Here is a 19,100-nt window from a genome sequence, read left to right as displayed (position 1 = left end):
TGGGCCGACACTCACCGTCATGCCCGGTCCGTGCTGCCCGGCACCCCGCTCGCACCTTGGAGAAACACCTATGGCATCCGCTACCGGTATCCCCGTCGCCATGGAACGGCCGCACTTCATCGGTATCGGCGGCGCCGGGATGTCGGGCATCGCGAAGATCCTCGCCCAGCGCGGCGCGAAGGTCGCGGGCAGCGACGCGAAGGAGTCGGAGACCGCCGAGGCGCTGCGCGCGCTGGGGGCCACCGTGCACATCGGCCACGCCGCGGCCCACCTCGCGGACGACGCCTCGTGTGTGGTCGTCTCCAGCGCGATCCGGGCCGACAACCCGGAGCTGGCGCGCGCGGCGGAACTCTCCGTGCCCGTGGTGCACCGCTCCGACGCGCTGGCCTCGCTGATGGGCGGCGGCCTGCGGCCGATCGCCGTCGCGGGCACCCACGGCAAGACGACCACCACCTCCATGCTGGCCGTCGCCCTCACCGAGCTGGGCCTCGACCCGTCGTACGCGATCGGCGGCGACCTCGCGGGCCCCGGCACCAACGCCCGGCATGGCGGCGGGGAGATTTTCGTCGCGGAGGCGGACGAGAGCGACCGCAGCTTCCAGAAGTACGACCCCGAGGTCGCGATCGTCCTCAACGTCGAGCTGGACCACCATGCCAACTACGCCTCGATGGAGGAGATCTACGAGTCCTTCGAGATCTTCGCCGGCAAGATCGTCCCGGGCGGCACCCTGGTGATCTCCGCGGACCAGCAGGGCGCCGTCGAGCTGACCGCGCGCGTGCGCGACCTGGCAGGCCCGGCCGACGCGGCCCCGGTGAAGATCGTCACGTACGGCGTGGCCGAGGATGCCGACGTACGGGTCCACAAGATCACCGCACGCGGGCTGACCAGCGAGGTCACGGTCCTGCTCGCCGGCCGTCTGCTCACCTTCACGGTCTCGGTGCCCGGCCGGCACTACGCCCTCAACGCGGTCGCGGCCCTCGCGGCGGGCGTCGCCCTCGGCATCCCGGCGCACAACCTCGCCTCGGCGCTCGGCGCGTACACCGGTGTCAAGCGCCGCCTCCAGCTGAAGGGCGAGGCGGCGGGCGTCCAGGTCATCGACTCGTACGCGCACCACCCCACGGAGATGACGGCCGACCTGGAGGCGATGCGCGGCTCGGCGGCCCCCGGCTCCCGGCTGCTGGTCGTCTTCCAGCCGCACCTGTTCTCCCGTACGCAGGAGCTCGCCACGGAGATGGGACAGGCGCTCGCGCTCGCGGACGCGTCGCTCGTCCTCGACATCTACCCGGCCCGCGAGGACCCGGTCCCCGGCGTCACCAGCGACCTGATCGTCCAGGCGGCCGGGGCCGCGGGCGCCACGGTCACGGCCGTCCACGACAAGGACGCGGTGGCGGACGCGGTGGCGGGAATGGCGGGCCCCGGTGATCTCGTTCTCACCATGGGCGCGGGCGACGTCACGGACCTCGGCCCGCGGATCCTGGCCCGCCTGGCCGGCTGATCCACCCGACCGACCCTGTCCGACGCAGAGAGGCACGAGCGATGGCGTACGAGATCGACAAGCCGGAGGAGCAGTGGCGCGCGGAGCTGTCACCCGCGGAGTACAAGGTGCTCCGCGAGGCCGGCACGGAGCCCGCCTTCGTCGGTGAGTACACGGACACGAAGACGACCGGGGTCTACTCCTGCCGCGCCTGCGGCGCCGACCTCTTCCGCTCCGACACGAAGTTCGAGTCGCACTGCGGCTGGCCGTCCTTCTACGACCCGAAGGACAGCGACGCCGTCGAACTGGTCGAGGACCGCTCGCACGGCATGGTCCGCGTCGAGGTCCGCTGCGCGCGCTGCGGGTCGCACCTGGGCCATGTCTTCGAGGGAGAGGGCTACCCGACCCCGACGGACCAGCGGTACTGCATCAACAGCATCTCGCTGCGGCTGGCGCCGACCGAGGACTGACGTGAGGCCGCGGCCTTGACACTGTGTCGGCAGTCACGTCCGCGGCGTGCGCGCCGACGACATCTCGCTGTGCTCGGCGGCGTCGGTCGCAGTTGACGGACAACCGGCGGCGCGGCTCCTTGGGCGGAACCCTGGCGGGCTGGATTCGTGTCCCGGCCGTGGCCGCGGCGGCGATGACCAAGGAATTCCCAGGACATGCGGGCGAACCTGTTCCGGTCGGGTCATCACACCAGTAGCTTTTGCGCGTGCCGGCGTGATCTTGGGCGCTGGCCTTGTCGAAGTGCGAGCTGCAAGGAGTGAAGTGAAGTTGTACAAGCTGTACGTCGCTACCGTCCACGTCATGGCCGTCGCCTACGCGGTGCCGGTTGTGCTCCGCTGGATGTGGTGATCCCGTCGCGGACCATCAGTAGCGGTGTTCTCGGCTGATCACGGCCGGGATGGAAGTGCCGGCTCCTGGGAGGGGGCTCAGGAGCCGGTCGATCTGGGTCTCGTCAGGAACTGGAGAAGTCCCTCCGCCTCCGCTGTGGCACCCAGGCTGCGATAGAGAGCGACGGCTTGTTCGCCGTACTCCTCGGTGATCCCCTCGGCGGGGCGACGGGACAGAGAAGTGGTTCGGGCGAGTCCCGCGAGCGCGTGGGCTGCGCCCATGGGGAAGTTGATGCGACCGGCCACCTCAAGAGCCTGCTCGTAGCCCTTGGCCGCGGTGTCGAGCCGCCCCGATTCACGCTGGACATCCGCCGCGCCGATCAACGCGCGCATTCTCTCGTACGGATTGTCGATGCTGGTGGCAACCTGTTCTGCCATGGTGAGATACAACAGGGCTTCGCCCCGGCGCCCTGAGTCGGCGTAGGCGGTCCCCATGCTGATCAGCACGTCGGCCTCGCCCAGGGCGTCGCCGCTGGCCCGATGGGCGGCGAGCGCTCGCTCGAAATGGGCGAGTGCCTGATCGCCTTGCCCGACGGCTTGGTGCACGGCGCCGAGGTTGGTCGAGAGAATCGCCAAGTCGACTCGCCCGCCGTGCTGTCGCATCAGGACCAGTGACCGTTCGTAACAGTCACGGGCCTCGGTGTACCGTCCCTGGAGGAAGCGGATCTCGCCGCGGTTGTTCAGAGCCTGTGCCAGCCCGTGCGGATCGGGCAACTTCTCGTAGATCGCCTCCGTCAGCTGGACCTTGTTGAGAGCTTCGTCGTATCGCCCCGCGTAGTATAGGACGGCTCCCTCGACATTGAGGCAGTTGGCCTCTCCGGCACGGTTGTCGACCTCGCGGTACAGCTTCAGGGCCTGTTCCAGGACATGCAGCGCGGTGTCGCCGTGGCCTGCGGCGAGGTGGGCACGGCCGGACTGGAAAAGGGCGTCGGCACGTCCGTGCGCGTCGTGCAGGTCCGAGTAGATCGAAAGAGCTTCGGTCGCGTGCCGCAGGGCCTTACCGTGGTTGCGCTGTGCCAGCAGATCCGCGTGGTCCGTGAGAGTCCGGGCGAGCAGGCAGCGGTCGCCGGACGAACGCAGGGCCGGTACCGCCGCGTCGAACAGCTCTGCCGCGATGTCCCACGCGCCCCACCGCTTGAGGCATCTCGCCAGGATGTGCGGGAACAGAGCCGCGAACTCGGGGTGTTCGGCGCCGGCCGTGCGGGCGACCGCGACGAGATTGGCGCGTTCCACGGTCAGCCACACCGATGCCCCGTCCGCGTCGGAGAACATCGGTGTGTGGAGCACCTCAGGGTCCGGGAGAGGGGGCAGGGGTAGCACCCGGCGATGGGGATGGGCCAGCCGGTCGGCCCGGTATGCGGTGGTGATGTAGTGGGCGATGAGACGGTCGGCCGCGGCATGGCGGACCGTTTCCGACTCTGTGCGGAAGCAGACCCGCAGGGCGTAGGCCCGGGTGAGATCGTGCAGTTGGTAGCGTCCATGGACCGGCTCCTCCAGGAGGCTGGCGTCGAGCAGTTCCTCGACGCATCGCTCCAACAGCCCGGTCTCTCTCCCGAGGTCCGGGCCGACCAGCGCGGCGGCTGCATCGAGGGTGATGTCGGATCCGGTGTGCAGAGCGAGGAGGCGGAACAGCTCTCGCGTGGAGGTGTTGAGTTCCCTGTAGGAGAACTGGAACACCGCGCTGATTCGTGCGTCGAACTCCTGGAGAGGGCTGGTTGTGTGCTCCAGTCGGTCGAGGAGATGTCGCAGGTCCCATGAGTCCCGATGGCGGAAGCGGCTCGCCAGGACCTGACAGGCCAAGGGATGGCACGCAGACGCGTTCACGATTCGCTGCAGGTTCCGCGGCTCGGCGGACACTCTCGACGCGCCGACGATTCGGGTGAAGAGAACCGCTGTCTCCTCCCTTGACAAGGAGTCCACGAACAGGGACGCGGCTCCGTCCAGGCCGGCCAATCGGCTCCGAGCGGTCACGAGGACACAGCAGGTTGGGGACCCCGGCAGTAAGGGTCTGACCTGAGCGGCGTCTCTCACGTTGTCGAGGACCACAAGCACACGACGCCGAGCGGTCCACTCGCGCCATCTGGCCGCGCGTTCGTCCAGCATGGCCGGCAGCTCACCAGGCCATCCAGCCGTATGCAGCAAGGTGGCCAGGGCCTCGGCGGGATCGAGCGGCTGTTGACCGCTGTAGCCTCGCATATCCACGTAGAACTGGGAGTCCGGATAGGTTGTGGACAACTGGTGAGCAGCGTGTATGGCCAGGGCGGTCTTCCCGATGCCGGGCATTCCGTGGATCACGGTGACCGGCAGAGCGGTGGCCCCGCCTGCCTCGGCGGTGGAACCGGTGAGCAGGATACGCAGTTCGCCGACCCGCCCGGTGAAATCCGGGATGTCGCGCGGCAGGCAGTTGCTCGGCTCGGAAAGCGGGGCCGGATGGGTGGAGTACGTCTCCGTCCGCAAGAGGTCACGATCCTGTTCGAGCATACGGAGGTGAAGCCGCTGAAGTTCTCCCGTCGGCTCGATGCCAAGGCTGTCGTGTAATCGCCTGCGTGCTCTTCGATAGACGGCAAGCGCTTCCTCGTGACGTCCTGAGCGGTAGAGGGCAAGCATCAAGGAACTGATCACCTGTTGAGCGAAAGGATTCTGTGACGCGAGTTCCTGAAGTTCGCCCACAAGATCGGCGTGGCGACCCAAGGTCATTTCCAGCCCGATCCGCTCCTCGCGTACCCGGCGGTGGTCCTCGATCAGCCGGGAACGTGCCGCATGCGCCCAGGAGCTTTCGGTGAACTCGCTCAATGGCTCGCTTCGCCAGAGAGCTTCGGCGGTCCGCAACAGCCCGATGGCCAGCTGGTGATCGCCCCGGGCAGCCGCAGCCACCGCGTCCGAACGCAGCCGCTGGAAGCGCAGCAGGTCGATGTCCTCCGGATCCGCCTGCAGTTGGTACAGCCGAGGGGAAGGCCGATGCACCCGTACCCTGTCGTCGCCGGACGCTCGGCGCAGCCGTCCCCTCAGCCGGGAGAGGTAACTGTGCAGTGTGCCCACGGCTGTCGGAGGCAATTCGCCGTCCCACACCCGGTCCATCAGTGTGTCCCTCGTGACCGGCTCACCACGAGCGTGGAGCAGTACGGCCAACACGCGGCGCTCCTTGGGCGATCCCAGACCGTACTGTTGCTGGTCATGCCAGAGTTCGAGAGGTCCCAGAGCAAGAAGATCCACCATCACCCCCGACGGGTGTGCCTCTTCCCACGGTCTTCGGCAACGTCATCTGTGTGACCCGCACCACTGTTCTATGGCCGATGTGTGGAGTCAGGGCGGAGACGGAGGCGCACTGAAGCGCGGCAGGCGCACAGGCGTAATTGCTTTCGCTGTCCCCGGTGGGGTGACAACTTCGCCGTCCCAGCGGAGTGCAGGGTTCCTGCAAGTGCGCCATCCAGCTTCCCGGGCATCCCCCTTGCATCGGCTGTGAAAGGTCGCGGCCGCGAAGCCATGAAGGAAGAACCGGGGGGAATTCAACGATGAGCGTGACAATGCCGGAGCCGTATGGGAGGCATGTGCCGGTGCGTCTGGATGTCGAACGCTGGGCCACTCGCCGGACCCGCAGAAGAGTCCTCGTCGTGGTGCACACCGTGATCGCGGGCCAGCGATTACTCGACGCGATACGCCTGCTGGAAGGCGACATCAGGGTGCAAACCATCTTCACCCAGGCGCCCGACGTGTTCAGTCATGGGGTGAGTGAGTTCCTCGACCGGCTGGGCGGCCTCGTGCTGCCCTGGAGTCAGGCGGTACAGACGAGTTTCGACCTCGCTCTGGCCGCCGGCCATGGCAGCCTCCATGACCTGCAAGCGCCCGTCGTCGTCATTCCACACGGCGCCGGGCACAACAAGATCACCGCGTTCGCACAGCGTGGCCGGCCGGTGATCCACCGAAGCGTCCACGGCCTCAGCAGACAGCGGCTGGTGCGGGACGGCGCGGTGGTGCCCGAGGCGATCGTGTTGGCCCATCACGAAGAGCTGGCGAGGCTCGGCCGCGAGTGTCCTGAGGCTTTGCCGGCAGCAGAAGTAGTGGGCGACCCGTGCTTCGACCGCGTCGCCGCGAGCCTGGCCTTCAGGGCGTTGTACCGGCAGGCATTGGGGATCGGGGCCCGGCAGAAACTCGTCCTCGCCTGTTCCACCTGGGGGCCCGACTCACTTCTGGGACAGGGGTGGGACACGCTGCAACGGCTGGTCACCGAACTGCCCGGAGACGAGTACCGGATTGCCGTGCTCCTCCATCCCCATGTCTGGAACGCGCATGGGGACTGGCAGGTTCGGACCTGGCTCGCAGAGCTGGTGCGCTCGGGCCTGATCGTGGTCAGCCCGCGCGGAGACTGGGCCGGAACGGTTGTCGCCGCAGACCGGATAGTGGGCGATCACGGATCGGTCTCGCTCTACGGTGCGATGACGAGTGCGCCGGTGCTGATGGCGGGCCGCCCCGACGCGGACGTGGACTCGAGCTCGCCGATGGCCGAACTCATGTCCTTCGCACCACGACTGCACGGAGACCGTCCGGTGTGCCCTCAGCTCAAACGGAGTTCCGTGATCCGTCGTACGCACAGGTACGAGCGCGTCGCGGCCCGGATCACCTCGGAGCCCGGCCGGTTCGCGCGCAGGATGCGTGCGTTGCTCTACCGGAAGCTCCGTCTGCGAGCCCCCGCCGCACGGACGACCACAGAACCTGCGCGTCTTCCGGTGGTGGTGCGGTACGACGAGCCTGGCAGGGCGATGCCACGATGAGGATTCTCGCTGTCGTGTCCCAGTGCGCGGTGCGCGTGGCCACAGGAGTCCGCGGCCCGGCACACAGGGTTCGGACCGTGCTGGTGAACCGGGCTTCCGGGGCTCTTTCCGTGGACGAGCACGTCAGGGTCCGGCTCTCCGCACCGGGAAGGTGGCCTGTGTTCGGGGACGTGCTGATCGCGCACGGTACGGGAGCGCGGGAGGCCGCCCAACTGGCCGAGGCTTGTCCGGGCGCCCTGGTCGTTGCGGTGCATCACGGTCTTCGCTGCTGGATCGGGCTCGTTCCGGACGGCCGGGTACTTGAGATCGAGGCAGGTGGACCGGGGCAGCCGGAAGGAGCGTGGGAATTCCTCGCCTCGCTGGCTCACTCCTGTCTGGTGGCCGGCCTTCCTCCTACAGCTCTGGATTCCGTCGTGGCATGCCTTCCGCGGGCTCAGGCATCGGACTCGCCGCGCTCCAACTGGCTGAGGTGGTACCGCGTTGCCTCGGCTTCGTCCGATCGCGAACGGCCCACGGAGAAGTAGAGGTCCAGCGCCTCCCGGTAGCGTTTCCGGGCGAGGCGCGTCTGCCCGCGTCGCTCGGAGAGCTCGGCGAGGCTCCCGAGGGCGCGGGCCATTTCGTAGTTCGCCGCCATGCCCCGCAGCGTCGCCAGCGCCGAGGACAGCAGCTCTCCCGCCCGGTCGAGTCGGTTGAGAGCGAGATACCCGCGGCCCAGGAGTATGGCCGCCCGGGCGACGTTGTACGTGTCGCCCTCTCCTCGAAGCGTGGTGTGGGCGGTACCGGCCTGGCGGATCGCCTCCTCGGCCTGTCCTGTGGCGAGCGTGACATCGGCGAGGTTGAGCATGGCCAGCCCGCCGGCCCGCTTGTCGCCGTGCAGGGGCAGCTCCGTGGCGGCGCGCAGAAAGAGTTCCACGGCCTCGTCCGGACGCCCGAGCCGATGGAGGGCGAGTCCGCAGTAGTTGAGCGTGCGGGCATGACCGAGTCGGTCCCCCTGTTCCAGAAAGAGTTGTGCGGCCCGCTCGAACATCCCCAGAGCGTCGCCAGGGTTGCCGGAACCGAGTTTCCCCACTCCGCCGGAGGTGAGCATCCGGCATTCGGCTGCCGAGTCCCCCAAGTCCCGTGCCGCTGCCAGTCCCTCCCGATGCGCGGCGCACCAGTCGTCGTAGAACTTCCGCCGCAGAAAAAGCGGCCACAAGGCATCGGCCAGTTGCCAGCAGACGGTCGGGAATCCGGCGGAACGGGCCTGGCGAATGACCGCCATCAGATTGGGCAGCTCACGTTCGAGCCAGTCCAGAGCAGCTTCGGAGCTGGAGCCGACATCCGCGACGACCACGGAGCCGGCCCCGTAGTCCCGGGCCATGGTCCGGTGCTGGGGATCGACGATCTCCTCGGCACGCGTGGCGCTCGCGAGGTAGTGATCGGCGATACGGCGCATCGCCCGTACGCGCTCCTGCGGCGATTCGTCCTCTCCCGCCTTTGCGGTGGCGTGCAGTCGTACGAGATCGTGAAAGCGATGACGATCGCCTGCGGCATCGACGAGCAGGCTCGCATCGTGGAGGGCTTCCAGCGACTCCGTCGCATCATCCTCCGCGGTGAGCAACGCCGAGGCCACCGAGGTGTCGAACTCCGGACCGAAGTGCAGCCCAAGCAATCGGTAGAGCCGGGCGGCGGCGGGAGAAAGCGCCTGATACGACAGATCCAGCGCCGCTCCGACGTTGTGGTCGCCGTCGATGGCGAGTGCCTCCAGTCGCCGATGCTCCTTGGTGAGCGCGCGGACCATCGTGCTGATACTCCGTCCGGGGCGCGCCGCGAGCCGCGCACCGGCGACACGAACGGCCAACGGGAGCCCGGCACACAGTTCGACCAATGTGCGCGCGTCTTCAGGCTGCTCGGTCACCCGCCTGTCCGAAAGAGTGTCCGAGAGCAGTTCGACCGCGGCCTCGGGGGCGAGCGGTTCCAGGTGGACGGGATAACCCCCGTCGACTGTCAGCCCCGTCAGCCGTCTGCGGCTGGTCACAGCGGTGACGTTGCCGCCCGCAGGCAGCAATGGCCGGACCTGGGCCGCCGTTGCGGCGTCATCGAGCAGTACCACCAGGCGTTGGTTCGCCGTCAACGATCTGTACAGCGAAGCCCGCTCGGCGAGTGGCGCGGGGATCTGCTGCGGGGGGACCCCCAAGGCCCGCAGGAAGCGCGCGAGTATCTCTCCCGGGTGCGCCGGTCCGTCGGGCGACTGAGCCCCGAGGTCCGCGTGGAGTTGGCCGCCCGGAAACTGGAGGCGCAGAGTATGCAGCCACCTGAGCGCGAGAGTGGTCTTGCCCACCCCGCCCAGTCCGCTCATCGCGGCCAGTGCCGACCGCCCCTCCCCCGCGGCGCGGGCACGATGGCGTTCCAACGCCGTGAGCTCGGTTGACCGGTCGATCACCCGCACGAGCGGGGGAAGCTGCCAGGGTGTCCGGTCGGCAGAGCTTCTCCCCGAATTGATGTGGATATCGCCGTGAACGACACCCGCCTGTATGGCTGGGCCGTGTACGGTGCCGCTCAACTCGTTGTGGGACTCGCGCCCGTCCCCCGGCACTCGCGCCCTCCGGCCCTGCGTAGGTAAGTACCGATTCCTTGGATGGATCCTTTCCGTGCAAGTGATCGATAGCCGCGGATCCGAAAACACGGCAGATTAATTTGCGGCATGGGGAGAAGCGAGGGGAGCTGAGCTGCCACCGGTTCCCGGCCCGTCTCCCCGGACGCCCACAGCTGACTCCGCGCTCTGAGGCGTCACGGATGTGAGCGGCGAGCAAAGAGCGGACATCCGGTCGCAGGCCGCAAACGCCTCGGGCCCGAGGGGAAGCTCGGCCACGGCTCAGCGCTGCCGGCCGAGGGTGCCCAAGCGCCGGCCCAGTCGGCCGAGCGCGCCCGTCGGCCGGTTCCAGGCGCGGAACTCCTCGGCGCGGTGGGCCCCCACCTGTTCCAGGCGCCGTTCGACGGCGGCGACGTCCGCGTCGGGCAACGCGCGCACCACCGGCCGCAGGACCTTGTCGAGGAGTGGGATACGGGTCCGGTCCCACTCGGCGCTCGCGCCGGGGAGCGAGCTCCACGCGACGAAGCAGTGGGCGGCGTACGCGGGGGAGGTGCGCAGCCGGTCGGGTACGCCGGGCTCCTGGGCCGCCGTCGCGTACGCCGTGAGGAGAGCGGGCTCGCCGCAGTGGATCAGCGTGTACAGCTCGCCCTCCGGCCGGTCCTCCGAGAGCAGTTGACGCCCCAGGGTCTCGAACACCCGGGCCCGCAGGGTCGGTTCCACCGGCTCGGCGTCGCGCAGCAGGGACAACGCCCGCTCCGACCACGGCGGTTCGGCCCGGCCGGAACCCAGACCGCCGACGAAGTCGAGGAGCAGCAGCGCACCGCGTACCCGCGGCTCCAGTGTGTCGGGGAAGCAGCGCAGCAGATCGTGCGCGAGGGCCGGGGCGTCCGGGTCACCGGCCGGGCTGTCGAGCGCCGCCCTGACGAGCGTGGCCCAGGTGCCGGACGCGCGGTGCGCGTCCGAGCCCGTCTCGCCGAGCAGTTGCCGCGCCTCGCCCGCGGTCGGCGCGGAGCCGTCCCACACCAGCCGGACCGCGGTGCGCAGCACGAGCGGATCGGTGAACGCCGAGACACCGCCGGCCCGCAGCGCGGCATGCAGGGCGGTCAGCCCGTCGCCGCCGGCCTCGGGTACCCAGGGAGCGCCCGCGCACATCCGCAGATGCGGCAGGGTCTGGACCGCGCCGAGGGGGAGACCGACCGCGCCCAGCAGCCGAGCGGTGGCGACGGGATCCTCGGCCGCCCGCGCGTCGAGCGCGCCGAGCAGCGCGGTGCGCAGCTCGAAGTGGTCCTCCAGCATGGTGCGTACGGCCGGGACGCGGGCGGTGTCGGGATCGGCGGCCAGGGCGCGCGCCAGCCGGGTGGCGAGGCCGGGCAGCGGCTCCGCGCAGTCCACACCGAGGATGCCCGCGATCCGCAGGAGCCCGACGGGGCGGGCGATGTCCGGCGCGGTGTCGTCGGCGATGCCCGCGAGGATGCCGGGGGCCAGCTCGGCCGCCAGCCGCCGCCGGAGATCCTCGGGGAGCGCCGACAACTCGGCCTCGGGGAGCGGTTCGTGGGGCGCGCCGTCCATCCGGACCGCCGTGGTCAGCACGAGCGCGCCGAGGGTGCCGAGGGCGGCGGCGGCCCGGTCGCCGTCCCGGCCCGTCCGCCGTGCCCGGTCGCCGAGGGCGGTGAACAGCCGTGCCAGGGCGGCGCATTCGGCCGGTGTCCGGTGGTCCTCGGCGGGGGCGGCGAGCGCCTCGACGAGCCGGTGCAGCCGTTCCGGGTCCACTGTCCTGATCTGCTCGTACGCCCATGCCGCCGCTTCCGTACGGCCCTCCGGGCCCAGCGTGACATCCGCGCACAGCGCGACGCAGGCCAGCGCGCCGGGGGAGAGGACACCGCCCGGCAGCGCCGCCGCGTCCGCGAAGACCTCGGGCGCCCTGCCGAGCCAGACGCGCGCGGCGATCTCGCCCCAGACGTACGGGACATGCGCGGCCCCGTGGGACGCCGCCGGGGCGGGCGGGCGGCCGGTGCAGTCGAGCACCCGGCACCCGTGGTCCGTGCCGGTCAGCTCCCGCGCGCCGTCCGGGAGCACCCCGACGATCCGCTGGCGGGCCGCCCGCGGCCGGCGGGTGTACGTGGTGAACGTCAGCGCCTCGGCGTGGTCGCGCGGCAGGACGGCGCAGGCCAGCGCGATCCACTGGGCGACATCGGAGCTGCTCCGCTCGACCAGGACGATCCGCGCGTACCCGCCGGTGCCGGACCCGGTGGCCGCGCCGGCCCCGGCCTGCTCCCGCAGCCCCGCGAAGAACCCCGCGAGCCAGGGGGCGCGCGCGGCGGCGAACCCGGCCAGCACGTCCCGGCCGAAGAGCCCCAGCGGCGGCAGGGCCTCCAGCGGCACCGGGGTCGGGCTCTGAGGCGGGGAGGCGGCCCAACGTACCGAGTTCCAGGCCGAGATGGGCAGGCCGCCACCGGGCAGCCCGGAGCCCTCGGGCAGCAGTACGGCATGAGTGTGGGCGCCGCGGGTGCCGCTGCCGGGCCCCGTTCCGGCGCCCGTGGGGACGGTACGGGCCAGGAGCCGGCTGCCGTCGGCGAGCACGCTGTGGCTGAACGCCTGTGGCAGCGCGGCGAGTTCGGCGGCCGTGGGGTGCGGCGGGGCCTCCTCGGGCGGTTCGTACGCGAGCAGCCGCTCCGCCTCGTCCAGCAGCGGCCCGGGTATGCCGGGGGTGACCGAGACGAAGCCGGAGCCCGGCCCGTCCTGGCCCGCGGGGACCGAGGTGTAGTGCAACTGCGCCAGGCCCATGGGCCGGCCCCCTTCGTTCCTGGCTGGTCCGGTCCGCGCCCGCCGTGAACCCGGCCGGGGCGCGCCGGATTTCGGCAGCACGAAGGTACCGCCCCGCGCGGCCCCGTGCGCACCACCCCCGTGACCTCGCCCCGCGAGCCGGCCCGTGACCCGGTCCCGTGACCCGGTCCCGTGCCCCTGCTCCGGGGACCGCCGCTACGCGGGCTGGAGCAGATCCCAGAGGTTGCCGTACAGGTCCTCGAAGACCGCCACCGTTCCGTACGGCTCGTGGCGGGTCTCCCGCACGAAGCGGACCCCGGCGGCGCGCATGCGGGCGTGGTCGCGGGCGAAGTCGTCGGTGTACAGGAAGAACCCGACCCGCCCGCCCGTCTGCGCGCCGATGCTCGCGCGCTGCGCGTCGTCCTTGGCGCGCCCCAGCAGCAGACCGGTCCCCGGACCGGCGTCGCCGGGGAGCGCGCGCGGGCGGACCACGACCCAGCGGGAGCCGTCCCCGCGGTCGGTGTCCTCGACCAGTTCGAAGCCGAGGGCTCCGGTGTAGAAGGCGATGGCCTTGTCGTAGTCGTCGACGACGAGGGTGACGAGAGCGAGATGGGACATGGAGAGAAGTTATACGTATGATCTCCTCCGGGGCAAGGCGGCACTTCTCCTGCGCGGACCGTGGTCGTCGTCCTGTCACACCCGGGGACTAGCATCGGTAGTCGGACGATCACGGGGGACGGTCGCAGGGGGACGAGCACGGGGACCGGCCCCGGCCGTCGCCGGGATCGCCCGCCGGGTGATCCCGGGTCGCTCACGTGATCCCCCGGGGCCGGTGTTTTCCGGGGAGTCCGGCAGGAAAGTTACGACGCGGGACGGACACGGGCGGAGGCGATGGTGTGGGGCTGTTCCGGCGAGGGCCGAGGCGTGACGGACGTGACACGCCCCGGGACCCCGCGTTCTCGTTCTTCTCGGTGGACGAGGCCGCGCTCTTCCGCGGCCAGGTCCGCGAGGCGTTCGCGGAGCACGGCCTGGAGGTCACGCTCTACGCCGACATGGTGACCGACAGCTCCGGCCGCCAGTTCGGTCTGGGCAACCTCGCCGCCGTCTGCCACAACGACGACCGCGGGCCCCGCGTCTGGGGCGACCTCGCGCGCAGGCACGCGGGCATGGTGCTGCGCACCATGGACGGCCCGTCCGCGCTCGACACCCTGCCGCCCGAGCAGATCCGCGCCCAGCTCTACCCCCGGGTGATCAGCGAGGACGGCCTCGACGCCCAGACGTTCGGGTACGCCCGCTCGGTCGCCCCGGGGCTGTACGAGGTGCTCGCGCTCGATCTGCCGGAGAGCGTCATGATGCTCACCGACGAGGCGCTGGAGCCGCTGGGCGAGGTGAAGGACCTCCGCGAGCGCGCGCTGCGCAATCTGCGCGACCTGCCCATCGAGGGGCGCGAGACGGTCAAGGACAAGGGCCCCGACGGGATGCGGTTCGAGGTGATCCTCGGCGACTCCTTCTACACCGCCAGCCGCGTCCTCGCCCTGGAGACGGTCGTACGGCAGGTCACCGGCGAGCGGATCACGCGGGACGGCGCGCTCGTCGCGCTGCCCTTCCGGCACCAGCTCGCCTTCCACGTCATCCGGGACAGGACGATGATCCCCTCCCTGAACGCGATGGCGTCCTTCGCCGCCTCCGGGTACGAGGACACGCCGGGCGCCATCAGCCCGTACGTCTACTGGTGGCGCGGCGGCACGCTCACGCAGCTCAGCGAGGCGGACGAGGACGGCGAGGGGCTGCGGATCGTCGTCGGCGACGACTTCCAGGAACTCCTGGAACGGCTGGACCCGGAGTAGCACCGCCGGCACCGAGAAGGAGACCGCATGCCCGTCACCCCCCTGTCCCCCGAGCCGGCGCCGTTCACCGCGGACGACTACCGCGCCCGGCTGGCCCGCGCCGCCGCTTCGGCGGCCGGCGCCGGGCTCGCGGGGCTGCTCGTCGCCCCCGGGCCCGACCTCGTCCATCTCACCGGCTACCGGCCGACCGCCGACACCGAGCGGCTCACGCTGCTCGTCGTCGCCCAGGGCCGCGACCCCGTCCTGGTGGTGCCCGCCCTGGAGGCCCCGGACGCCGCACGGGCCGCCGGGGCGCCCGCGCTCACCCTGCGGGACTGGACGGACGGCACGGATCCGTACGGCCTGACGGCGCCGCTGCTGGACCCGGCGGGCCGGTTCGGTGTCAGCGACAACGCCTGGGCGCTGCACCTCCTCGCCCTCCAGCGGGCGCTGCCCGGCACCTCCTATGTGGCGCTGACCGAGGCGCTGCCGATGCTGCGCGCCGTCAAGGACGCGCGCGAGCTGGCGCGCGTCGAGGCGGCGGGCGCGGCGGCCGACGCCGCCTACGAGGAGATCCTGAAGGTCCGGTTCGCCGGGCGCAGGGAGACGGACGTCGCCGCCGATCTCGCCCGTCTCCTGCTGGAGCACGGCCACTCCCAGGTCGACTTCACCGTCGTGGGATCCGGTCCGGGCGGCGCCGATCCGCACCACGAGGCCGGTGACCGGGTCATCGAGCGCGGCGACATGGTCGTCCTCGACTTCGGCGGGCTCAGGTTCGGGTACGGCTCCGACACCACCCGCACCGTCCATGTCGGCGAGCCGACCGCCGAGGAGCGGCGCGTGCACGACGTCGTACGCCGGGCGCAGCAGGCCGGTTTCGAGGCCGTACGGCCCGGCGCCGCCTGCCAGGAGGTCGACCGGGCGGCCCGCGCGGTCATCGCGGACGCCGGGTACGGCGCGTACTTCATCCACCGCACCGGCCACGGCATCGGCGTCACGACGCACGAGCCGCCGTACATGATCGAGGGCGAGGAGCGGCCGATGGTGCCGGGCATGTGCTTCTCCGTCGAGCCCGGTGTCTATCTGCCGGGTCGCTTCGGTGTCCGCATCGAGGACATCGTCACGGTCACGGAGGACGGCGGCCGCCGGCTCAACAACACCTCGCGCGAGATGGCGATCGTCGAGTAGCCGGAAAGGGCCCGCTGACGGGGACCCACGGGGTGCGGGAGGCGGTGGTACGGGGGTCCGGTACGGGGGGAGCCTCCCAGCTTCCCGTACGGCCGTCCCGGCCCCGTCCACGCCGCCGGGACCTCCTCCCGGAACCGGTCCCGACCTGGCCTTCCCCAGCGTCGGGTGGCACGGTTTCCCCATGGCGGAAGGGGAGTTGATGGACCGGGACATACGCACCGTCGAGGATGTGCTGAGGCTGCTGGACGGCCTGTTCGCGCCGGAGGCCGACCGCTGGACGGCCGGCGCGGCCGGCTGGTGGGACGCCTTCTACGCGGACCGGGACAGGCCGGTGCCGTTCTTCGTGGCGAAACCGGACGAGAGCCTGGTCTCGTACCTCGACCGGGGCCTGGTCGGCGGACCGGGGCGCGCGCTCGATCTGGGATGCGGCCCCGGCCGTAACTCCCTCCATCTCGCCGCCCGGGGCTTCCGGGTGGACGCCGTCGACCTCTCCCCGGCCGCCGTCGACTGGGCACGGGAGCGGGCCCGCGAGGCGGGTGCCGACATCCGGTTCCACCGCGGCGATGTCTTCGCCCTCGGCGCGGAGGCGCTGAGCGGTCCGTACGACCTGATCCACGATTCGGGCTGCTTCCACCACCTGCCGCCCCACCGGCGCGTCAGCTATCTCGCCCTGGTCGACCGGCTCCTCGCCCCCGGCGGCCATCTCGCCCTCACCTGCTTCGCCGGCGGGCGGATGGGCTCCGAACTCCCCGACGCGGCCTTCTACCGGCCGTCCGGCCCGTCCGGCGGACCCGGCCTGCACGGCGGCCTCGCCTACGCGCCGGAGTCCCTGCGCCGGATCTTCGGTGACCTCACGGAGGTCGAGATCCGCCGCATGAACGACGAGCCGCCCGAGTCACCCCACTTCGGCGAACCGTTCCTGTGGACGGCCCTGTTCCGCCGGGACCCGGCGGTCTAGAGGCTTTCGACCGGATCACGCCGGGGGCCGCGGCCCCCGGCGGCCGGACCGGGAAGCTCAGCGGTCGGCCAGGACCACGCACGACTCCGGTGGCAGCCGCAGCACCCCGTCCACCCCCGGCGCCGCCACCGGCTCCCACGCCGCGAGCACCCGCCCGGCGCCGTTCCCGGCCCCGCCGTCCAGCGGGATCCCGACCTCCCGCGCGGAGAGGTTCACCGCGATCCGCAGCTCCCCTCGGCGGAACGCCAGCCAGCGGGCCCCCTCGTCGTACGCCACCCGCACCGCCGCCAGGTCCGGATCGGCCAGGTCCGGGTGGGCCTGGCGCAGGGCGATCAGTTCGCGGTGCCAGGCCAGCAGGCGGGCGTGCGGCGCGCGGCTCTGCTCCGAGCGGTCCAGGCAGGAGCGCTCGCGCGTCGCCGGGTCCTGCGGGTCCGGGATCTCCCCGGCCGCCCAGCCGTGCGCCGCGAACTCCCTGCGCCGGCCGCTGCGTACGGCCTCCGCGAGGACCGGATCGGGGTGGTCGGTGAAGAACTGCCAGGGCGTGGCCGCGCCCCACTCCTCGCCCATGAAGAGCATCGGTGTGTGCGGCCCGGTCAGGACGAGGGTGGCCGCGCAGGCGAGCAGCCCGGGGGAGAGCGTCGCCGAGAGCCGGTCGCCGAGCGCCCGGTTGCCGATCTGGTCATGGGTCTGCGCGTAGCCGAGGAACCGGTGCGCGGGGGTTCTCGTACGGTCGACGGGGCGGCCGTGCGTACGGCCACGGAAGGTCGAGTACGTGCCGTCGTGGAAGAAGACGTGCGTGAGCGTCTTGGCCAGCGCGGCCAGCGGCGCGCGGGCGAAGTCGGCGTAGTAGCCCTGGGATTCGCCGGTGAGCGCGGTGTGCAGGGCGTGGTGGAAGTCGTCGTTCCACTGCGCGTGCAGCCCGAGGCCGCCCTCCCCGCGCGGCCGGGTGGTGCGCGGGTCGCCGAGGTCGGACTCGGCGATCAGGAAGAGCGGACGGCCCAGATCGGCGGCGAGCGCGTCGACCGCCGTGGAGAGCTCTTCGAGGAAGGTCAGCGCCCGGTCGTCGGCCAGCGCGTGCACCGCGTCGAGGCGCAGCCCGTCGAGCCGGAAGTCCCGCAGCCAGGCCAGGGCGCTCTCCCGCAGATAGGCGCGGACCTCGTCCGAGCCGGGGGCGTCGAGGTTGACGGCGGCGCCCCACGGGGTGTGATGCGTGTCGGTGAAGTACGGGCCGAACGCGGGCAGATGGTTGCCGGCCGGGCCGAGGTGGTTGTGGACGACGTCGAGCACGACGCCGAGCCCCAGGCCGTGCGCCGTGTCGACGAATCGCTTGAGCGCCTCGGGGCCGCCGTACGGCTCGTGGACCGCCCACAGCGACACCCCCTCGTACCCCCATCCGTGGGTCCCGGGGAAGGGGCACACGGGCATCAGCTCGACATGGGTGATCCCCAGCTCGGCCAGGGGCGCGAGCCGCGCCGCCGCCGCGTCGAGGGTGCCCTCGTGGGTGAACGTGCCGATGTGCAGCTCGTACAGGACCGTGCCGGGCAGCGGCCGTCCTGTCCAGGGGACGCGCCAGTCGAACGCGGCCTGGTCGACGACGGCGCTGCGGCCGTCGGGGCCCTCCGGCTGGCGGCGGGAGCGCGGATCCGGCCGTACGGGGCCGCCGTCGAGCGAGAAGCCGTACCGCGTCCCGGCGGGCGGCGCGGTGGCCGTCTCGGCGGTCCACCAGCCGGGTCTGCCCTGGTCACGCTCCATGGGCAGGACGACGGGCGCCGTTCCCCCCAGCTGGAGGTCGACCCGCTCCTGCGCCTTCGGCGCCCACACCTCGAACTGCACGGGTGGTTCCCCCTTGTCGTCGGCACCGTCCGTCACGGTTCTGTGACGGTGACACCTCCCATGGTGGCAAGGGAGACGGCCCAAAGCCCGGTGATCAGAGGGAATCGGGTGGTCGTGGCGCCCGTACGGGAGGTCCGGACCATCTGGACAGGCCAGGGCCGTCGGCAGGAGAATCACATCCGTGACGTCCTCCTTCGAGTCCCGGGCGTATCCCGCGAGGCTCTCCGACACCGAGCGTGACCGTGTCCTGGCGGTGCTCAGGGAAGGCGTGGCGCAGGGCAAGCTGTCGCACGACACCTTTCTCCGCCGGACGGACCTGGCGCTCGCCGCCCGCGGAGTGGATGAACTGAAGCCGCTCACCGCGGATCTGGAGGCCGAAGGCCGTTGGTCCCGGGGGCTGTTCGCGGCGGTCGGCCGGATATCCGCGTTCTCGCACCGGCTGAGCAGGGCGTGGCAGGCCGAGCGGCTGCCGAAACTGCTGCTGCCGCAGCCGGGCCCGTATCCGCTGCGGATCGGCCGCGACCCGGTCAACGGGCTGCGGCTCAGCCATGACACGGTCTCGCGGCTGCACGCCGAACTGAGCATGCAGGGCGGGGGATGGGTCCTGCGCGACCTCGGCTCGACCAACGGCACGACCGTCAACGGACGGCGCGTCACCTCGACGGTCGTCGTGCGGGACGGGGACATGGTGACCTTCGGTCAGATGAGCTTCCGGCTCTCTTCTCACTAAGACCGACCGGCGAATGGGGGGTGGGAGAAGGAGCGGGGCTGGGGTGCGTGCATCGCAAGGCGGAGGATCGAGGCATGGCGGAGCCATGGTG

General features: G+C 71.3%; 12 protein-coding genes. 7 read left to right on the top strand and 5 right to left on the bottom strand.

The window, feature by feature from the left end:
• Positions 1 to 70: 70 nt before the first annotated feature.
• Together murC and msrB are read left to right on the top strand one after the other, a co-directional pair.
• Positions 71 to 1,495 carry a UDP-N-acetylmuramate--L-alanine ligase gene (gene murC / locus AB0P17_RS22110; RefSeq protein WP_365813415.1) on the top strand — a complete coding sequence of 475 codons (1,425 nt, stop codon included), beginning with the start codon at positions 71 to 73 and terminating at the stop codon, positions 1,493 to 1,495.
• 41 nt (positions 1,496 to 1,536) lie between these two features.
• A complete protein-coding gene (msrB, locus tag AB0P17_RS22105; protein ID WP_365813413.1) occupies positions 1,537 to 1,944 on the top strand; it encodes a peptide-methionine (R)-S-oxide reductase MsrB in 408 nt (135 codons plus the stop codon).
• Positions 1,945 to 2,409: 465 nt separating this feature from the next.
• On the opposite strand, the gene AB0P17_RS22100 is transcribed toward msrB, so the two are convergent.
• A complete protein-coding gene (locus AB0P17_RS22100) occupies positions 2,410 to 5,586 on the bottom strand; it encodes a tetratricopeptide repeat protein (protein WP_365813599.1) in 3,177 nt (1,058 codons plus the stop codon).
• Positions 5,587 to 5,882: 296 nt separating this feature from the next.
• Here AB0P17_RS22100 and AB0P17_RS22095 point away from each other — a divergent pair, with 296 nt between their 5' ends.
• Positions 5,883 to 7,139, top strand: a complete 1,257-nt coding sequence (locus AB0P17_RS22095; protein ID WP_365813411.1) for a hypothetical protein — start codon at positions 5,883 to 5,885, stop codon at positions 7,137 to 7,139.
• A 433-nt stretch (positions 7,140 to 7,572) separates the two neighbouring features.
• On the opposite strand, the gene AB0P17_RS22090 is transcribed toward AB0P17_RS22095, so the two are convergent.
• The 3 genes from AB0P17_RS22090 to AB0P17_RS22080 all read right to left on the bottom strand — a co-directional run bounded on the left by AB0P17_RS22090 (position 7,573) and on the right by AB0P17_RS22080 (position 13,092).
• The gene (locus tag AB0P17_RS22090; RefSeq protein ID WP_365813409.1) at positions 7,573 to 9,714 is read right to left on the bottom strand and encodes a tetratricopeptide repeat protein; all 2,142 of its coding nucleotides are present in this window, start codon (positions 9,712 to 9,714) and stop codon (positions 7,573 to 7,575) included.
• Positions 9,715 to 9,993: 279 nt separating this feature from the next.
• Positions 9,994 to 12,495: a GTPase-associated protein 1-related protein gene (locus AB0P17_RS22085; RefSeq protein ID WP_365813407.1), complete on the bottom strand. Its 2,502-nt coding sequence runs from the start codon at positions 12,493 to 12,495 to the stop codon at positions 9,994 to 9,996.
• 195 nt (positions 12,496 to 12,690) lie between these two features.
• Positions 12,691 to 13,092 carry a VOC family protein gene (locus tag AB0P17_RS22080; RefSeq protein ID WP_365813406.1) on the bottom strand — a complete coding sequence of 134 codons (402 nt, stop codon included), beginning with the start codon at positions 13,090 to 13,092 and terminating at the stop codon, positions 12,691 to 12,693.
• Positions 13,093 to 13,370: 278 nt separating this feature from the next.
• On the opposite strand from AB0P17_RS22080, the gene AB0P17_RS22075 reads away from it, so the two are divergent.
• The 3 genes from AB0P17_RS22075 to AB0P17_RS22065 all read left to right on the top strand — a co-directional run bounded on the left by AB0P17_RS22075 (position 13,371) and on the right by AB0P17_RS22065 (position 16,446).
• A complete protein-coding gene (locus AB0P17_RS22075) occupies positions 13,371 to 14,321 on the top strand; it encodes a hypothetical protein (RefSeq protein WP_365813404.1) in 951 nt (316 codons plus the stop codon).
• A 27-nt stretch (positions 14,322 to 14,348) separates the two neighbouring features.
• Positions 14,349 to 15,488, top strand: a complete 1,140-nt coding sequence (locus AB0P17_RS22070) for an aminopeptidase P family protein (protein ID WP_365813403.1) — start codon at positions 14,349 to 14,351, stop codon at positions 15,486 to 15,488.
• 199 nt (positions 15,489 to 15,687) lie between these two features.
• A complete protein-coding gene (locus AB0P17_RS22065) occupies positions 15,688 to 16,446 on the top strand; it encodes a methyltransferase domain-containing protein (RefSeq protein WP_365813597.1) in 759 nt (252 codons plus the stop codon).
• Positions 16,447 to 16,503: 57 nt separating this feature from the next.
• Here AB0P17_RS22065 and treZ read toward each other — a convergent pair whose 3' ends face one another.
• Positions 16,504 to 18,279 carry a malto-oligosyltrehalose trehalohydrolase gene (treZ, locus tag AB0P17_RS22060; protein ID WP_365813595.1) on the bottom strand — a complete coding sequence of 592 codons (1,776 nt, stop codon included), beginning with the start codon at positions 18,277 to 18,279 and terminating at the stop codon, positions 16,504 to 16,506.
• Positions 18,280 to 18,460: 181 nt separating this feature from the next.
• On the opposite strand from treZ, the gene AB0P17_RS22055 reads away from it, so the two are divergent.
• Positions 18,461 to 19,009 (top strand): DUF1707 and FHA domain-containing protein, encoded by a 549-nt coding sequence (locus AB0P17_RS22055; RefSeq protein WP_365813401.1) that lies wholly within the window; start codon positions 18,461 to 18,463, stop codon positions 19,007 to 19,009.
• The last annotated feature ends 91 nt before the right edge of the window (positions 19,010 to 19,100 follow it).

The organism is Streptomyces sp. NPDC088124 (assembly GCF_040685895.1).
GTDB lineage: Bacteria > Actinomycetota > Actinomycetes > Streptomycetales > Streptomycetaceae > Streptomyces.
This window is presented reverse-complemented; position numbering and strand designations above follow the sequence as displayed.